A 17,502-nucleotide genomic window follows, 5' to 3' on the forward strand; every position below is an offset into this window, starting at 1 on the left:
ACCTATGAAATACACATTGTGCAGCGGCGTTGACGTCAGCGTTCTGCGTTATGCTGTAGTTCCACATAAAGAACCATACATGTAATCACACAAATACTTCCACGCAGCCTTACTCAGCTGAGAAAAGGCCTTGTGTGAAAGTATTGCTGGTTGCACGCTAAGAAGAAATGAGTTTCTTATGAAGCTTCTTGAAGAACGCATTCGCAAAGACGGCACGGTCAAGCCTGGCGACGTGCTGAAGGTGGATTCTTTTTTGAATCATCAATGCGATGTTGCATTATTCGACAAGATGGGTGAAGAATGGGCACGCTTGTTTGCGGGTGCCCAGATTGACAAGATTCTAACGATTGAAGCCTCCGGCATTGGCATTGCGTGTATTGCCGCACGTCATTTTGGCAATGTGCCTGTGGTTTTCGCCAAGAAAGCTCAATCTATTAACCTCGATGGTGAGCAGTACTCCACCTCTATTTACTCTTTTACTAAGCAAAAAGAATTCCCGGTGATTGTCGGCAAGAAGTTCCTCACTGAGGGCGAGCATGTGCTGATTATCGATGACTTTTTAGCCAATGGTAATGCGCTCAATGGTTTGCTGCAGATTTGTGAAAATGCCGGTGTTATCGTAGAAGGTTTCGGCATCGCCATCGAAAAAGGCTTCCAAGGCGGTGGAGATTCCTTGCGCCAGCGCGGGTATCGAGTCGAATCTCTGGCCAATATCCGTACCATGGATGCTCACGAAGGCACCATTGAATTCAAGTAAGTTTCAGAGCTACGCTCCCTTGGCGTAGCTTTTCGCATTGTTGTCACGATTTCGGTTTGATTTGTGCATTCGTACCCTGCGATATGTTCTATTTCTCGTCTTTTGCGTGTCGCTCGTATGATGCTCTCCACCGCCGGCGCAATGCACCCTATGAGAAGAAAGAGATATTTCATGAGCAGTACCTCTCCAGTGCAGCAGACTTCTGCACAATCCACGAGTAGCGCTTTGCGCCAGTTGGATGGAAAGATTTCATTTTGGGCTGGCATTCCTTTCGGCGTCCAGCATGTATTGGCTATGTTTGTAGCCAATCTGGCCCCTATCGCCATCGTGGCCGGCGCCGCAAATTTGCCGGCCGATCAAACAGAGTGGATTATTAGCTCCGCACTGTTAGCGGCCGGTCTGGGCACCTGCTTGCAGCTGTATCCTTTGTGGCGCATTGGCGGCCGTCTGCCTATCGTCACCGGTATTTCCTTTACCTATGTGGCCGCAGCCTCTGTTATTGCTGCCGACCCTCAGCTGGGCTATGGCGCCGTGGTGGGCGCGGTTATCGCCGGCGGTTTTATCGAGCTGATTCTCGGCTTGACAGCGCAGTATTGGAAGCGTTTTATCAACCCGATTGTGTCTGCAGTCGTCGTCACCACTATCGGTTTTTCATTGCTTTCCGTGGGTGCTACGTCTTTTGGGGGCGGTTCAGGTGCTGAAGATTTCGGTTCGTGGCAAAATCTTACTGTTGCCACGATTACGTTAGTGGCCTGCTTGGCATTCCAAGTCTTAGCTAAAGGTGTGGCAAAGCAACTTTCTGTGCTTTTCGGCTTGGTATTTGGCTATATCGTTGCACTGATTTTTACTTTTAGCGGTCTGGCACCTCATATGGTGGATTTCAGCAAGTTTGAAGGTTTGAGCTTCTTTTCGCTGCCACATATAGCCCCAATGATGCCGTTTGGCATTAAATTCGATGTAAATGCCATCGTCACCTTTGCACTGCTCTACGTGGTGTCCTCTGTAGAAGTGCTGGGAAATACATCCTCCCTGACACAGGTTGGCTTTAATAGGAATCCCACCGACCGTGAAACGGCTGGCGCCATTGCCGGTGACGGTTTTATCTCCACGGTGGCGGGTTTCTTTGGCGCTTTGCCTTTGACCTCCTTTGCACAGAATGTGGGACTCGTAGCCATGACGAAGGTGGTCAATCGCAAGGTCATTCTCTCCGGTGGCATCATTTTGATCCTCACCAGCTTCTTCCCGGGTTTTGCGGCTGTATTTAATTCGCTGCCTCAAGCAGTTCTGGGTGGATGCACCATTATGATGTTTGGTTCCATCGTATTGGCGGGTATTCAGATGATTGCGAATGCAGGATTCTCACAACGCAATATCACGATTGTGACTTTGGCTTTGACTATCGGTATCGGTTTTACTCAGGCTAACGGTATTTTCCACAACTTCCCTCAACTTTTCCAGTCCGTTTTCTCCAATGCCATTGCCATCGCTTTCGTAGTCGCTTTGGTGCTCAGCTGGGTGCTTCCAGATGAAAAGCATTTCTTGAGCAATTCCACAGATGCAGAGAGCAAGTAGTTCGGCATTCCTGATATAGAGAACGCGGCTGTGATTTTCACTGCCGCGTTTTTCTTTAGTCGCCGAAAGGGACTTCTTCAAATCGATAGGTCTGCTCTACATCCGGGTACTTGTGCTTATCGACCGGGGATAAAAACATCTCCACAGGTCTCGCCCACAACGTCCTATCTCCGTACAATTTCCGGTAAATAACCAGTGAGCCTTCGGTTTCACTATCACGTGCCACAGCTTCCACGTAATAATAGTTGCCCTTAAAATGTTTGTACACGCTGTGCAGTTGGAGTGTACGAACCACCTCGCCCATGGAAAACCTCCGCTTCTATGCCTGTCTATGCTTGAAGAGTGCTTAAACCAAATTTATTCAGTCGGATCACTTGCCACGCACACCACGCGTTGAAAATGACCACGCCAGCCATGGCCCACGCGAAGGACAGCGTTGGCACACCATCGCCATACATCGAACCATACAATACCGGACCTAGCGAAGCGATGAAATACCCGGCCGACTGAGAAATGCCGGAAATATCCGCCGTATCTGCCGAAGTTAAGGTCTTTATTGGGTAAAAAGTCAGCACCATCACAAACAGCGAGGTGAAGAAAATGCAGGATACGATGGAGAAGAGATACCAGTACGAGGTGCCCAAAACGGCGTGGAATCGAAACAGCACGATGACAATGAGCTGAATGCTCGTAATACCAGCAAGATAGAGCACGTGATATCTGCGCCTGGTACGCGCCACGAAAAAAGGGATAATCATGGATACCGGAAGACCAATGAAATTAAAGACCACCATAATGATGGAATAATGCATCGGCGACACCGACGCCGCAGCTACCATACTAGGAATCCATGCGCTCAGGGTATAGCTCAAGAACGATTGACCGCCAAACATGCCTATAAAAAGCCAGGTGCGTTGATCCTAGAGGAATCTCAACTTTGCATGTTTTCTCGGCTCCTGTGAACCCGATACCAGCATGTCAGGGAGCACAAAGGTGAGAAGCATAGGAATGCCCGCCATCAGCACCATAATCCAGAGCATACTATGCCAGCCAAAAAGCTTAGACATAAGAGGCGAAAGCGTAACAAGCACGATAGCCCCCACCACCATGGCAGCGGAGTACGCAGTGGTGAAAATGCCCGGCTTATCGCTGAATTTTTCGGATACCACGGTAGGCATGCAAATATTGAGGATGGCAATGCCCGCGCCCACTAAGGCCGTGCCCACAAGCAGGGTTTCCCATGTCATGGCGACTCTCAGCAAGCAACCGATGAAGAGCACAATCGACCCTATGCGCAAGGTTTTTGTCAATCCGAGCTTTTCCACAATGCTGGACACAAATGAAGAGAACAGTACAAACATGAGCAGAGGCAGACTGGTAACAATGCCGAAATTGCCAGGATTTCGATGCATTTCCTGAGCCATCGGCTCGACATATAAGGGCAAAACGACAATCGGTGCGCGCATAATGGCACCGATGAGCACGAGAAAAATCGCAATAATGCTACGCTCATGTACGAAGGTCTTACGAAATTGCGCGCGTTTTGTCCTCATCGTCTTCTTAACTCTCCCCATTTAGACACGTCTGTGCCATGTACCCGCCGGTTGTGATGAAACAGAACACCGTTCTTCTGAACAGGGTTACTGAGCAATCCCCCTACAGAACCGCGCTCTAATACTCCCGCGCAAAGTTAAACACATGCTTATCCGGAGCACCGTTCATCACAAACGAGTCAAGATTAGCAAGAAATGCCTGCAACACGCGCTGGGCATATAAATCGCTATAGCCGGCCGTATGCGGCGTAATGATGACATTATCTAGAGTCCACATAATATTATCTGTATCCAAGGGTTCCTCTTCGAAAACATCCAAAGCAGCACCCGCGATGCTATTGTTTTTCAACGCATCCACAAGGTCACTCTGTACGGTGCTTTTACCACGGCCCACATTGATGTAGTAGGCACTACTTTTCATGTGGGCAAAGAAATCTTTATCCACACTGTTTTCAGTTTCTCGTGTCAGCGGCAGCGCATTAACCACGAAATCTGCCTGCGCGAGGGCTTGCGTACCATGACCGGTGGCATGTACCTCATCAAAATGCTCCGCCTTGTGTCCGTTATGATTAATACCTACCGTGGTCATGCCAAAGGCGTGCGCAAGGCGAGCTACTTCCCTACCAATTTCGCCGGTGCCGAGCACAAGCAAACGCTTTTCCGTAAGCTCGGTCCATCCACCGACGAGTTTCCACGTATGCTGAGCCGCGTAACGCGTATGCTGATGCAGCTGACGCACAAACATCAGCATATATGCCAGAACTTGCTGCGCGATATTTTGAGAATTGCTCCCACTGCCCGTGGTAATAACTACTGACCTGTCCCGGAATTGGTCCTTTGGCACATAATCCGCACCAGCACTCCACAATTGAATCCATGCAATGCGCGATTCGGGCAATTTAACAGCCTCAAGAACCGCCGCATTCCACCCAATGAGTACATCACATTCCGCCAGCTCTCGCGGATCTAATTCCACCGTGGACACGGGGTGAACTTCCTGTGCATGAGCATGTGGGATGAAGGTGCGCAATTCAATGCCTGATTTGGAGGCTAGCACAGATAAATCCTTATCATCCAAGGGAATAATTACGCCGATAATAATTGGAGTGTTCATCGTCATCCTCACCTGAGCTTAGTTGCTCAATTTCACACTGTTTTCTACGTAGCGCCATCTGCGCAGAACCATATTTCCTACGTCTTGCACCTCTATTATGAAACGGGTTTATGACGGAACTGCCCCATGTGTTTTGTGGATGTTTATCGGTACACTTCTCAAGCCTGTCCAGTGCCACTTACGGGCCACACTATTTGTGATACGCCTGATGATGAATAATTCTAAAGGAACGATAAATTTGTTCGCTCAGCACTACGCGAGCCAGTTGGTGTGGCAATGTAATACGCCCAAAGGATATGAGTGCCTGAGCACGAGCTTTTACCTCCGGTGCAAGTCCCAACGAGCCACCGATAATGAAGGCGATTTTGCTGTCTCCACGCAATGCACAGTCATTGATTTTCTCAGCTAAGTCTTCACTAGTGACGAGTTTGCCTTCAATAGCCAAAGCCACTACATAGTCATCGCGCACAATTTTATCCAAAATGCGTGCGCCCTCTTTCTCCAGAATGATTGCTTCTTCTTTAGCACTCGCATTATCGGGTGTTTTTTCATCGGCAACTTCGATAATGTCAAAATTGCAGTATGCGTGCAGCCTTTTGGCGTACTCAGCTATGGCTTGTGTCCAATATTTTTCTTTCAGCTTACCGACACAAATAATTTTAATCTTCATTTCATTCCTCAAAGGTGCCTCAGCATCATAGAGTATACTAGTGCTGGGTTTAGAGTACCGTTTATCGCTCCTATCCGGTGGATATATCAAGGGTTATATATCCAAGAACATCAGGGAACTCAAGACAGGGTTACGACTATGCTCTACGGACGATTCTTAGCAGAATGTTATCAAGTTCATAGTATTTTTCGCTTTATTTTCAGCTCATTCCCAGCTTCATGAATATTATGTGTAACGGACTAACCTCCACTCACGTGTGATCTTGAAATAAATGGAAGGAAAACATATGGAAAATGGGGTTATGCTTCAAGCTTTCGAATGGAATACTCCTGCAGACCATAAACATTATCAGTGCCTGACAAAGGCGGCTGACCATTTAGCTTCTCTGGGTTTTACCGGTATTTGGATGCCGCCGGCAGGTAAAGGCACGTCTGGCACGGATGTGGGTTACGGAAATTATGATTTCTGGGATTTGGGCGAATTTGACCAAAAGGGTTCTATCCCGACAAAATATGGTACACGTGCGGAATTAGAAGAATGTATCCGTGCTTTTCATAAAAATAATGTCAAAGTTTACGCAGATATGGTTTTTAACCATAAAGGTGGGGCAGACGAGACCGAGCTATTTGAAGCTGTTATGGTCAATGCTGATGACCGCACCGAAGATATCAGTGAAGCTCATAATATCGAGGGGTGGACCAAATTCACCTTCCCTGGACGTCATGGAAAATACTCTCAATTCGAATGGAATTTTAACCATTTTACGGGCGTAGATTACGATGATTTAACGAAGACCAAGGCCATTTTCAGAATTCTGGGCGATGGCAAGTATTGGGCCGCAAATACGGATGATGAATACGGTAATTTTGACTATTTAATGAACGCGGACATAGATCACAGCCATCCCGATGTGCTCGATGAGTTGATGCGCGTCACGCATTTTATGATTGATGAGATTGGGGTGGATGGCTTCCGCTTTGATGCGCTCAAACATATGTCCTCCGATTTTATCGATCACTTATCCGCGGATATCATGGCCGAAAAGCCGGATTTTTATTTCGTTGGAGAGTATTGGAAGGATGATGAAGGCACCATTAGCCATTATCTGGATAATACGAATTATAAGGTCGATCTTTTTGATGTGCCTTTACATTTCAACCTTTCACAGGCTTCCTTGGATCCTGAGTACGATTTGCGCACCATTTTTGATGGCTCGTTGGTGCAAGAATATCCTATGAGTGCGGTTACCTTTGTGGATAACCACGATACTCAGCCGGGTGAGGCTTTGGAAAGTTGGATTGATGACTGGTTTAAGGATTTGGCGTATAGTCTGATCTTACTGCGCCGTGATGGTTATCCTTGCGTATTTTGGGGCGATTATGCTGGCATTCCAACCATGAAATACCCGGGCATCCGCGAGTCTTTGGAAAAAATGATGTATTTGCGCACGCATCTGGCCTATGGTGAGCAGGACGAATATTTCACCAACGAGCACATGATTGGTTGGGTACGTCGTGGGGACGAGGATCATCCTTTCCCTCTTGCTGTGTTACTCTCCTCTGGCGATGCATCTGAGGAACGTATGTTTGTGGGTGAAAGCGAAGCCGGACAGACATATATCAATTGGAATAATCCAGAAGATACCGTGGACATAGACGACGAAGGTTTTGGACTCTTCCCTGTGCCAGGCGGCAGTGCTGCATGGTGGACGCAAACTCAGGTTTTTGAAAAGTATAACGAAGAGCACAGCTAATTTTGGTTTATAAGAAATAACATATAGAGCTGTGGCTGCAACTCCTTTATTGGAATTGCAGCCACAACTGTATGCTCAGCTCTGTTTATTGATAGAGCACGTGCGGTGCCGGCACAGCCTGCCTGAGTTCTTGCCCGTTTTCTCCTTCGAAGGTTCTTCCCCATCCCGTCAGCACAGAGAAGAGCAATACGGCAAAGAGAAGGAACGGATAAATCATGTGTGTGCTCAGGTCCAGCACTGAGACCGCGGCCACATTCTCGTAGCCTTGGCTCAGCTGTGCACCCAAAAAGACGAATACGCTGAGGAAGGGCACACACAAGGCGATGCCATTGGCAAAACCATCCAGCAGATTCGCCCGGCGGTACGGATGCAGACCTGCACGTTGTCCGAGTTCATTGTGAATTTTGCCGAAAGTCGTCATGGATGCGGAAGTGACGCCGCCAAAGAGGAGCGTGGTCAGCGTGGTACCGCACATCATGATTATTTCAGTGCCGCGCGCAGTTGTCGCCATCTTCGACTGATACAGTCGATTCAGTACAAGGTCGAGAATGCCTGCTTTGTGGAGTACGCCCATAATACCGTATACGCTCAGGACGAGGATAACCGTGCCGGTCATGCCCGATACGCCATCGGCTATAAAGCCCGTAATTGTGCCGTCTTCAACGCTGATAATATCCGTAGTCTGCACCAGGCCGGTTGCAAGGCCAATAGCCAGCGCACATATGATGCCGATGGTAATAGACAAATAAATATCGTGGAATGCGATGGCCACACCCAGCATAATGGCAACGGCAATGAGCATGTAGAGGGACTGTGGATTGGCTTGTGCTTGGCTTAATGCGGTCGAATTATCACTTGTAGAACCACCCGAGAAAAGGGCTAAAATAATGAATGCGAGGATGCCCGCCACGGCGGAGTACTTAAAGCGCGAGCGCACGGCTCCTCCAACGTCTGCATTGCCTGCCTTCGTGGTGTAATGCTGAGTGGATGTGGAAATAATGGTCGTATCGGAAATCGGTGCAAGATTATCACCAAAAATGCCCCCACCGACGATAGCCGCCGCCAAGAAAGCGGGGTCTGCGCCCAGTAATACTCCTGCTGGATAGAAAATCGGGAAGCATGTAAACATGGTGCCCAAAGATGAGCCTGTAGCAGTGGCGATAATGCAGACAAAGAGGAAGGTTAAAGCTGTAAATAGTCCGCCGATGACATGTAAATTCTGCGCAATCCATACGAAGCCGCCAGACAAATTCGACAGTTTAATCAATTGGGCAAAAATGCCAATCACTAAAAGTAGCACGACGATGGGCACTGCTTCGCGTGCGCCGTCATACACTGCTTTCCAGAAATTCTGGCGTGAGGCTTTTTTTACACATAGTGCTGTCACCATCAAGGCGATGAGGGCTGCTGCGGCCAGTGCGGTCATGTCAAAGGCCTTGAGCACGATGAAAAATTCGACACAGGCGATAAGGAACAGCACGACCGGCAAACATGCCATAGCCTTGCCTCCATAAAATTCAAGGATTTCGGAGGCTTCGGAAGTGGATGCTGTATGAGGGGACGCTGTGTCCGTAGATTTCTTCTCTGTCTGCATGGAATGTCCTTCTCGAGGGTAAGTGGATGTGTGGTGTGTTGCAGAGTTTGTGGTTTTCTGGTGCCTATTTTTCTGCTTCGTTCATGCGGATAATGGATCTAAAAATGGAGTGCGGATCGCGTTCCAGCTCGTAGGGTTCTCCTTCGACAGTTGAATATGTCGAAAGGAAGTGATCGATGCTGGCGATATCTTCATGGCTCAGCTCAAAGTCGAAGATTTTTGCATTGTCGTCTACGTGGCGGGAATTTCTAATGCCGATGATGACTGCAGCTACACCCTCTTTTTCGAGAATGTACCGCGAAGCAATCTGAGCGATAGATGTGTTCTGTTTGCGGGCAATATCGTGCAAGAGGTCCAGCATTTTTCTGTAGCCTTGCTCACCTACCGTGGCATCAATAATTTGAGCATATTTGACCTGCGAGCGCGTTTGCGGGGTCAGTGGCGGTTGGGCTTCAGCGCTGCTTGTTGCACGGTACTTGTCCGTGAAGTAACCACCTGCGAGTGTGCCATAGCAGATTTGCGCGATGTGGGCTTGTTTGCCGTACTCGATCATGGCTTTCTCTACTCTGCGATCCAATAACGAGTATTGGCTTTGGCAGGAGATAACGGGGATGCCGGCGTCGACGAGTTGTTTGAGGTGAGCGGTGTCAAAGTTGGTTACGCCAATGTGGCGGATTTTGCCTTTTTCTTGGAGTTTGACGAGGTTTTGGGCGACTTCTATATAACGGTTGATATCGTAATCCCACCAGTGGTATTGGATGAGGTCGATATAGTCGCGGCCGAGCTTTTTCAGGCTTCTGTCGATAATGCGTTCTGTATCGCTAAATTGTACGGTTGTGAGTATCTTGTAGTCGGGTACGTATTTTTCGTGTATTTGAATGCTGTCTTTTTTGCTTGAGTCGGCTGAGGAAATGTCGGCAAGGAATTCGCCGAGGACGTTTTCGGCTGGCCCATATATATCAGCAAGGTCGAAGGTGGTGAAACCGTGATCGACTAATTGTGCGAAGGCGTATTTTACGTCATCGATATCGAGCTGTCCGTGCAGTGTGTGCCCGTCGGAGAGCTGCCACAGCCCGTTGAGGACTCGGGAGATGGAGTATCCGGGTGTCAGTTCTGTTCTTTTCATTGGGCTGTGTCCTTGTTTTGGGTATTATCTGTGTTTTCCGTGTTTACTGTGATGGGTACGGCCGTCACCTCATCGTGCTGGAATGTGTGTGTGCCTATGCGTGTGATTTTGAATGCTGCGCCGCAGTGTGGATCCGGGCAGGCGATGATGCTGTCGGAAAGCATCCAATCGGCGTGTTGAAGTGGTCGCTGTTTAGCGGGTAAAAGGGGTAATAATGCTGCGAGTGCATACAGAGAAAAGGCGTGCGTGTGCTCGAAAATGAGGTTTTCTCCCTCGACGATGAAGTAATCTCCCACTTGATGGGAGCATACGAAGGGGCGTCCGGTGTCTACGACTTCAACTTTAAGCGTGTAGAGTTCAAATGCTTGGGCTGTCATGCTCGTCCTTTGATGTCACGCGTGGTGTGGGAACAGTATGATGTGCAAGAATATGTGAGTTGAAAAAGCCTCGCCTGCAGATAGTGACTCGGGTATGCGAAGACCAAACGGGTGCTTGGTTTCGCTCTGCAGGCTAAGTTACTTTTCCTCCACCGTGAGGTGAAAATCTATCGCGGTTTGTGTGTGAATTTGCGAACTAACGATAGATTTTCTCTCACGGTATGCGCCTTACCGAGGTAAAACGCACGTATTAATTGTTGAGTGCATCCGCCTGAGGATGTTCTTCGAGATACTTCATGACGGATTGCACGTCCTTATCTCCACGGCCGGAGACATTGACGATGATGATCCTGTCTTTGTCCATCTGTGGAGCGCGCTTGATGGCTTCTGCCAGCGCATGTGAGCTTTCGATAGCCGGCAAAATTCCCTCCGTTTTGGACAAGGTGATCAAGGCGTTGACAGCTTCGTCATCCGTTGCACCTGTGTATTCTACGCGGCCGGAATCCTTAAGGAAGGAGTGCTCTGGGCCGATGCCTGGATAGTCGAGGCCTGCGGAAATGGAATACACCTCTGCCACATCGCCATTGTCTTTGAAGAGGGCGTAGGTTTTCATACCATCGATGATGCCGATGGTGCCCTTTTCCAACGTGGCCGCGTGCTGATCGGTATCTAAGCCTTTACCCGTGGCTTCAACGCCGATGAGGTGAACGTCTTCATCCGCAATGTATTCGCTAAAGGCGCCGATTGCGTTAGATCCGCCACCTACACAGGCGATGACCGCATCGGGCAGACGGCCCCCTTTGTCGAGAATTTGACGGCGGGATTCTACGGAAATAATTTTTTGGAATTCGTGGACGATGCTTGGATATGGATGTGGACCCACTGCGGAGCCTAATACATAAAAAGCATCTAAATCATTCATCCATGCGCCGAATGCGGCATCCACCGCATTTTTCAGGGTAGCAGTGCCCTCCTCTACGGCGTGGACGGTGGCTCCCATGAGTTCCATTCTAAATACATTGAGTTTTTGGCGTTCGACATCGACTGCGCCCATGTAAATATCGCATTTCATGCCAAATCGTGCTGCTGCTGCGGCCGTTGCTACACCATGCTGGCCTGCGCCCGTTTCTGCGATAACGCGGGTTTTGCCCATGCGTTTTGCCAGTAGGATTTGACCAAGAACATTATTTAATTTGTGGGAACCTAGATGGTTGAGATCTTCGCGTTTGAGATAGATTTTTGCGCCGCCGAGGCGATTGCTCAGTGATTCCGCATAATAGAGTGGTGTTTCGCGGCCGGCATAGTCTTTGAGATAGCTATGGTATTCTGCGATGAATTCCGGATCATCTTTATACTTATTAAAAACGTTTTCTAGCTCATCGAGCAGCTGTTGAATTGGTTCTGGAACGAAGCTGCCACCGAATTGTCCGAAGTATCCATTGTTCTTGTTGTCCATTTTTTCGTCTTTCTTTGTTGTTTTGTCACATTTCTTGGGCTGACAAAATACGCCATCGCTTCATTGTGCGATCCTTTCGAGTGTGGGACGTCGGTTTTTGTGGATTATTCGCGTGAGAATACAAAAAATCTCATCTAGGTGTATCTAGATGAGATTTCCGTAAGGCTACTAAAACTTATGGTGATGTGCGTAGCCGTTGATGAGAAAGGTCTCACATAGATACAAGCTTGTGCATTGAGTTGCATCTATGTGAAAGCACATACATGCAATCTATCCCTGCCAGGTGCGCCAAGCACGCCAGCTACGCCATGCATTGAGTTGCAAAACGTCGTGGGACAGATTACGCATGTCATGCTCCTTTCGTGTTTAAGATTTCAAGCTATTGGTTTGAAGGTAACACACGGCATGAGAAATTGAAATATCGGCGTGTCATATCGTGGACAATCCTGCTTCCGCTAAAAATTATCGTATCTTCACTTACAATAAATTTGTATAGTTCTTATAAATAACGACCCGTTATACTTGCTGGATTGCGCTGAATGTCTTCAGGTGTTCCAGTAGCTACAATGCGTCCACCTTCTTCTCCACCGCCCGGACCCATATCGATGACATAGTCCGCATTTCGAATGATATCCAAATCATGCTCGATCACCACGACCGTTGCTCCATGCTCAATCAACGACTGAAAAACGCTTAAAAGTACACGTATATCCAGTGGGTGTAAACCGATTGAAGGCTCGTCAAATACAAAAATAGAATCTGTCTGAGTTTTGCCAATTTCACTGGACAACTTCAGTCGTTGTGCTTCCCCACCCGATAATGCCGGCGTCTGCTCACCCAAAGTTAAATACCCTAAGCCCAGATTTTGAAGTGTGTGCAGTTTAGAGCTCACACTTGGCATTTTCCTACAAAATTCTAATGCCGTGTTCACATCCATGGCCATCAGCTCAGGCAGAGAAAAACGTGCACCAGATGAGTTGAATAATTTCACATCGTAGGCTTCTTGCGCATACCGGGAACCCTGACACAGTGGACAGGATACCGTAACATCCGGCAAAAATTGCACATCCAGATTGATCACGCCCGTACCATCACACTCCGGGCATCTCAAAGAGCCGGTGTTATAGGAAAAATCCTTTGCTTTGAGGCCTGTATTCTGGGCATCGTCTGAACGGGCAAAGAGCCTACGTAAAGCATCGTGGACACCAGCATATGTGGCCACAGTCGAGCGCACATTGATACCAATCGGTGTGGCATCGATGAGTTTGATATGCTCAATGCCTTCTGCCCCAAGCGATTGAATGTGCTGAGGCATCGACGTATGGTTTGTCATCGCTTCTACTGCCGGCACAAGGCTCTCCAGTAGCATGGTGGTTTTACCCGAGCCAGATACACCGGTGACCACACTGAGCCGTCCCTTGGGAAGGTAGATGTCCAAAGGTTTCACCGTGTGGATAGCTGAGGTAGACAGATGAATACGACCGTGAGAAAAGAGCTCATCTTGCGGAATTTCTGTGCGTATGCGAGTGGCAGGCTTATCCGCGAGAAACTCACCAATCAGAGAATTTTTGTCGCGTGCAACGTCACTTACGCGCCCCTGTGCTATGACGCAACCGCCACGAGCACCCGCTTCCGGCCCCATTTCCACGAGCCAGTCGGCTTCTTTGAGGATCTGAGTATCATGATCCACCAAAACGACACTATTGCCATCCTGAATCAAATCGCGCATGACCGCGGTTAATCCCACAATATTGGAGGGATGTAAACCAATGGACGGTTCATCGAGCACGTACAATACTCCCGTTGTGCGGTTGCGTACGGCACGCGCCAGCTGCATACGCTGACGCTCACCCGTCGAAAGCGTCGAAGAACTGCGGTCCAGACTGATATAGCTTAAACCCAAATCCATCAGCCGCCGAGCCGTATTTTCAAAAGACTCGCAAATAGCCTGAGCCATGCTGCGCATCTCTTCAGGCAAACTCGCTGGCACACCGCGCACCCAGTCACACAGGCTCCCCAGAGTCATCGTGCAGGCCTCGCTCAAAGAAATTCCGCGCACTCGTGGAGCGCGAGCGCGGGGAGACAGACGTGTGCCACCGCACTGCGGGCAGGTTTCTTCCTTGAGGAATTTTTCTACACGCTTCATACCCTTCTCATCTTTCGCTTTAGAGAGAGCATTTTCGACGGTGTAGATTGCATTGAAGTAGGTGAAATCTAGTTCCCCCGCTTGATTCGTTTTCTTGGAATGGTACAGAATATGCTTTTTCTCGGCCGGACCGTGGTAGACGATGTCTTTTTCTTTGTCTGTGAGGTCTTTGAAGGGCACATCTGTGCGCACGCCCATTTCGCGGCAAACATCGGTCATGATAGACCACATCAGGCTATTCCACGGTGCTACGGCACCTTCGTCGATGCTTAGATTCTCGTCTGGCACTAAGGTGTCAATATTTACCGTACGGACCATGCCTGTGCCGCCGCATCCTTCGCATGCACCTTGAGAATTGAAGGCTAATTCTTCTGCAGACGGAGCATAGAAACGCGAACCACACTCCGGGCAGACTAGTGCTTGACCAGCAGCTACCGCCAGGGTTGGCTCGACATAATGCCCTTGGGGACAGCGATGATATGCGAGCCGTGAAAACATGAGGCGCAGACTATTGAGTAGCTCCGTCCCTGTACCAAACGTGCTACGGATGCCCGGTACAGCAGGACGTTGATGCAGGGCTAAAGCCGCTGGAACGTATAACACTTCATCGACTTCAGCCTGAGAAGCTTGCGTCATGCGCCGTCTCGTGTAGGTGGACAGGGCTTCCAGATAGCGCCGCGAGCCTTCGGCGTAGAGGATGCCCAAGGCTACGGAAGATTTCCCAGATCCAGATACGCCCGCAATGCCCACAATTTTATTCAATGGAATATCCAAATCTATATTTTTCAAATTGTGCACACGTGCGCCGCGGATAAGAATTTTATCAACCATATGAACCTCTTACAGCTTGCTCTCTTAGCCATTATAAAAGGCTGGCAGTGCTATAAGCGCACACCTTACCGCGTAGCTGAAACTGGATATAAACGCCGTCACACGTCACAACACGTTCCTCGCCTTTGCCACACATCCGCATATAATGGCACATGAATGGGGCGCTTGCTCCTCACATTTAAGACAGAGAGGACTTAAATGACTCAGAATGAAGCGTACTGGGATAAGAATTTACCAGTAGACGAGCGTGTAGCAGATTTGCTTTCTCGCATGACTTTGCAGGAGAAAATCGGGCAAATGTTGCAACTGGATGCGCGACAAAATCTCGATGAAATAATTCTGGAGAAGTTTGCAGGCTCGATTTTGCACACGTCTCCAGAGGATCTTCCGCGTGCCAATAAGCTCGTACAGCAGACCCGCTTACGCATTCCTATGCTCGTGGGTGATGATTTAATTCACGGCTATTCGTTCTATCCGGGAGCCACTATTTTCCCAGAGCAGTTAGGCATGGCGGTGAGCTGGGATACGGAGAAAATTGAGCATGCGGCTCGTATTACGGCTCATGAGGCTGTCACAACGGGTGTGCAGTGGACCTTCTCCCCTGTGCTATGCATTGCGCGCGATACGCGCTGGGGACGCGTGGGCGAAACTTTTGGTGAAGATCCATTTCTTATAGGCGAGCTGGCCAGCGCTATGGTGCGTGGCTATCAGGGTGGCAATGCGGTGGAGAGCACACGGCCATTGGGCAAAGATGCTATCTTGGCGACAGCTAAGCATTTTGCGGGTTATTCGGAAACGCAGGGCGGCCGCGATGCCTCCGAGGCAGATTTGTCTCACCGTAAGCTCGCCTCTTGGTTCCTGCCACCATTTAAACGTGTGGCTCAGGAAGGCGTAGGCACCTTCATGCTGGGGTACGAATCCATTGAAGGTATGCCTATTACCATCAACAAGTGGTTGCTCAACGACGTGCTGCGCGATGAATGGGGCTACAAGGGCACACTGATTACGGACTGGGCGAATGTGAGCCGTCTGGTGTGGGAGCAACGTGTCCTGAAGAATCCTGTGCAAGCCGCTGTAGCCGCCGTGCGCGCCGGAAATGACCTCATTATGACTTCCCCTGAATTCTTCGAAGCAGCCTACGAAGCGGTCCAGTCCGGACTACTCGAGGAGAAAGAATTAGATGGCCCAGTAGGTCGCATTTTGGCTCTGAAATTCCGTCTAGGACTGTTTGAAGATCCGCGTTTGCCAGATGCAGACAAGGCTCGCACGGTTATCGGCAATGCTCAGCATGCACAGGCGAATCTGGAGCTGGCGCGTGAAAGTGTGGCCTTGCTCAGAAACGATGGAACCTTGCCATTGCAAAAAGATGACCGTACAGCTGCGAAGAGTATTGCATTAATCGGACCACTAATCGATGATGCTCAAACGCAGCTAGGCGACTGGGCAGGCAATTCCGGTCAGGTGACCTGGATGCCAGATGGCCATCCACGTGAAAAGATTACCACGATTAAAGACGGTTTCAAACAGGCTCTTCCAGCGGGCTGGACCTTGTCCACCGCGGAAGGCGCTCATATTGTGGAGCTGCGCCCAGATCCCGCAGGTGAATTCTATCCAGATGGTCAGCCTCGCCCTTATGTGGGCGTGAGCGCGCCTATTGATCAGAAGCTCATCGACGAGGCGGTGCGCAATGCGCAAAACAGCGATGTGGCAGTAGTCGTCGTGGGTGATGTGATGCAGCTCATCGGCGAAGGCTGCTCAACTGCTACATTGGAGCTGCTCGGCGGTCAAAATGCGCTCATCGACGCTGTCACGGCTACGGGCACGCCAACCGTGGTGGTGCTGATGTCCAGTAAGCCTCAGGTACTGCCAGAAAGCGCCCTGAATGCAAATGCGTTACTCTGGGCTCCAAGCCCTGGTATGAAGGGTGGCCAAGCCATTGCTGAGATCGTATATGGCATGGTCGAACCATCGGGTCGTTTGCCTATTACCTTCCCTCGTCATGCTGGTCAGTTGCCTGTGTATTACAACCAGATTCGCGGTCAGCACGGTGACCGTTATGCGGATTTGACGCAGGATCCTGCTTTTGCCTTTGGTGAGGGTTTGGCGTATACCAACTTTACGTATGGTGAGGTGGAGCTGACGGATGCGGATGGCACTCAGATCAGCACGGAAGACTATCAAGGCAGCACATGGACTATGCCAACGGACACCGAGGGAGCTACTATTCCGGTGTACAAGAAACAGTCCGTGGTTCATGCGCATATTGACGTCACAAACACGGGAGAGCGTCCAGGTGTGGAAATCGTTCAGGCGTATATTGGCGATATTGTCACGTCTGTGAGCTGGACCGACCGTGAACTGAAGGCATTCAAGCGCGTCAGCATCAATCCGGGCGAAACTGTGCGCGTTGATTTTGAAATTCCTGTATCCGATTGCTCTATCGTGGATGCTCAGGCTCACCGCATCGTAGAAAATGGCGAGTTTGAAATTTTGCTGGGTCATTCCTCACGCAGGGAAGATTTGAAGCGCGCGGTATTTGCTGTGCAGGATTAA

At 49.4% G+C, this 17,502-nt stretch carries 14 protein-coding genes; 4 read left to right on the plus strand and 10 right to left on the minus strand.

The window, feature by feature from the left end; all coding sequences use genetic code 11:
• Nucleotides 1-178 precede the first annotated feature (178 nt).
• Nucleotides 179-757 carry a xanthine phosphoribosyltransferase gene (locus D570_RS0107475; RefSeq protein ID WP_018143771.1) on the plus strand — a complete coding sequence of 193 codons (579 nt, stop codon included), beginning with the start codon at nt 179-181 and terminating at the stop codon, nt 755-757.
• Between the two features lie 171 nt (nt 758-928).
• Nucleotides 929-2,329 carry a uracil-xanthine permease family protein gene (locus D570_RS0107485; RefSeq protein WP_018143772.1) on the plus strand — a complete coding sequence of 467 codons (1,401 nt, stop codon included), beginning with the start codon at nt 929-931 and terminating at the stop codon, nt 2,327-2,329.
• A 55-nt stretch (nt 2,330-2,384) separates the two neighbouring features.
• Here the strand turns inward: D570_RS0107485 and D570_RS09765 are convergent, their stop codons facing one another.
• The 5 genes from D570_RS09765 to rlmH form a co-directional block, all read right to left on the minus strand.
• Nucleotides 2,385-2,633, minus strand: a complete 249-nt coding sequence (locus tag D570_RS09765; RefSeq protein ID WP_018143773.1) for a DUF1653 domain-containing protein — start codon at nt 2,631-2,633, stop codon at nt 2,385-2,387.
• Between the two features lie 25 nt (nt 2,634-2,658).
• On the minus strand, nt 2,659-3,168 hold the full coding sequence (locus D570_RS0107495; RefSeq protein ID WP_018143774.1) for an MFS transporter: 510 nt from the start codon (nt 3,166-3,168) through the stop codon (nt 2,659-2,661).
• Nucleotides 3,169-3,249: 81 nt separating this feature from the next.
• Nucleotides 3,250-3,882, minus strand: coding sequence for an MFS transporter (locus tag D570_RS0107500; protein ID WP_018143775.1), 633 nt, complete (start codon nt 3,880-3,882; stop codon nt 3,250-3,252).
• 118 nt (nt 3,883-4,000) lie between these two features.
• Nucleotides 4,001-4,996, minus strand: coding sequence for an NAD(P)-dependent oxidoreductase (locus tag D570_RS08780; RefSeq protein ID WP_018143776.1), 996 nt, complete (start codon nt 4,994-4,996; stop codon nt 4,001-4,003).
• 190 nt (nt 4,997-5,186) lie between these two features.
• The gene (rlmH, locus tag D570_RS0107510) at nt 5,187-5,666 is read right to left on the minus strand and encodes a 23S rRNA (pseudouridine(1915)-N(3))-methyltransferase RlmH (protein WP_018143777.1); all 480 of its coding nucleotides are present in this window, start codon (nt 5,664-5,666) and stop codon (nt 5,187-5,189) included.
• 286 nt (nt 5,667-5,952) lie between these two features.
• On the opposite strand from rlmH, the gene D570_RS0107515 reads away from it, so the two are divergent.
• Complete coding sequence (locus D570_RS0107515) at nt 5,953-7,419, plus strand: alpha-amylase (RefSeq protein ID WP_018143778.1); 1,467 nt, start codon at nt 5,953-5,955, stop codon at nt 7,417-7,419.
• Between the two features lie 85 nt (nt 7,420-7,504).
• On the opposite strand, the gene D570_RS0107520 is transcribed toward D570_RS0107515, so the two are convergent.
• The 5 genes from D570_RS0107520 to D570_RS0107540 form a co-directional block, all read right to left on the minus strand.
• Nucleotides 7,505-9,013 carry a Na+/H+ antiporter NhaC family protein gene (locus tag D570_RS0107520; protein WP_018143779.1) on the minus strand — a complete coding sequence of 503 codons (1,509 nt, stop codon included), beginning with the start codon at nt 9,011-9,013 and terminating at the stop codon, nt 7,505-7,507.
• A gap of 64 nt (nt 9,014-9,077) precedes the next feature.
• The gene (locus D570_RS0107525) at nt 9,078-10,139 is read right to left on the minus strand and encodes an aldo/keto reductase (protein WP_018143780.1); all 1,062 of its coding nucleotides are present in this window, start codon (nt 10,137-10,139) and stop codon (nt 9,078-9,080) included.
• Entirely contained in the window at nt 10,136-10,516 is a 381-nt protein-coding gene (locus tag D570_RS0107530; RefSeq protein WP_018143781.1) for a TIGR04076 family protein, read from the minus strand. Before D570_RS0107530 ends, D570_RS0107525 begins: the two co-directional genes overlap by 4 nt.
• Nucleotides 10,517-10,766: 250 nt before the next feature.
• Complete coding sequence (gene trpB / locus D570_RS0107535) at nt 10,767-11,972, minus strand: tryptophan synthase subunit beta (protein WP_018143782.1); 1,206 nt, start codon at nt 11,970-11,972, stop codon at nt 10,767-10,769.
• 499 nt (nt 11,973-12,471) lie between these two features.
• Nucleotides 12,472-14,949, minus strand: a complete 2,478-nt coding sequence (locus D570_RS0107540) for an excinuclease ABC subunit UvrA (protein ID WP_018143783.1) — start codon at nt 14,947-14,949, stop codon at nt 12,472-12,474.
• Nucleotides 14,950-15,147: 198 nt separating this feature from the next.
• Here D570_RS0107540 and D570_RS0107545 point away from each other — a divergent pair, with 198 nt between their 5' ends.
• Nucleotides 15,148-17,502, plus strand: a complete 2,355-nt coding sequence (locus D570_RS0107545; RefSeq protein WP_018143784.1) for a glycoside hydrolase family 3 N-terminal domain-containing protein — start codon at nt 15,148-15,150, stop codon at nt 17,500-17,502.

Source organism: Alloscardovia criceti DSM 17774 (assembly GCF_000376885.1).
Taxonomy (GTDB): Bacteria; Actinomycetota; Actinomycetes; order Actinomycetales; family Bifidobacteriaceae; genus Alloscardovia; species Alloscardovia criceti.

Coding starts and splice junctions, on each gene's coding strand:
- D570_RS0107530 (WP_018143781.1), bottom strand. CDS start 10,516: ATGACAGCCCAAGCATTTGAACTCTACACGCTTAAAGTTGAAGTCGTA.
- trpB (WP_018143782.1), bottom strand. CDS start 11,972: ATGGACAACAAGAACAATGGATACTTCGGACAATTCGGTGGCAGCTTC.
- D570_RS0107485 (WP_018143772.1), top strand. CDS start 929: ATGAGCAGTACCTCTCCAGTGCAGCAGACTTCTGCACAATCCACGAGT.
- D570_RS0107525 (WP_018143780.1), bottom strand. CDS start 10,139: ATGAAAAGAACAGAACTGACACCCGGATACTCCATCTCCCGAGTCCTC.
- D570_RS0107475 (WP_018143771.1), top strand. CDS start 179: ATGAAGCTTCTTGAAGAACGCATTCGCAAAGACGGCACGGTCAAGCCT.
- rlmH (WP_018143777.1), bottom strand. CDS start 5,666: ATGAAGATTAAAATTATTTGTGTCGGTAAGCTGAAAGAAAAATATTGG.
- D570_RS0107520 (WP_018143779.1), bottom strand. CDS start 9,013: ATGCAGACAGAGAAGAAATCTACGGACACAGCGTCCCCTCATACAGCA.
- D570_RS08780 (WP_018143776.1), bottom strand. CDS start 4,996: ATGAACACTCCAATTATTATCGGCGTAATTATTCCCTTGGATGATAAG.
- D570_RS0107540 (WP_018143783.1), bottom strand. CDS start 14,949: ATGGTTGATAAAATTCTTATCCGCGGCGCACGTGTGCACAATTTGAAA.
- D570_RS0107500 (WP_018143775.1), bottom strand. CDS start 3,882: ATGAGGACAAAACGCGCGCAATTTCGTAAGACCTTCGTACATGAGCGT.
- D570_RS09765 (WP_018143773.1), bottom strand. CDS start 2,633: ATGGGCGAGGTGGTTCGTACACTCCAACTGCACAGCGTGTACAAACAT.
- D570_RS0107495 (WP_018143774.1), bottom strand. CDS start 3,168: ATGGTAGCTGCGGCGTCGGTGTCGCCGATGCATTATTCCATCATTATG.
- D570_RS0107515 (WP_018143778.1), top strand. CDS start 5,953: ATGGAAAATGGGGTTATGCTTCAAGCTTTCGAATGGAATACTCCTGCA.
- D570_RS0107545 (WP_018143784.1), top strand. CDS start 15,148: ATGACTCAGAATGAAGCGTACTGGGATAAGAATTTACCAGTAGACGAG.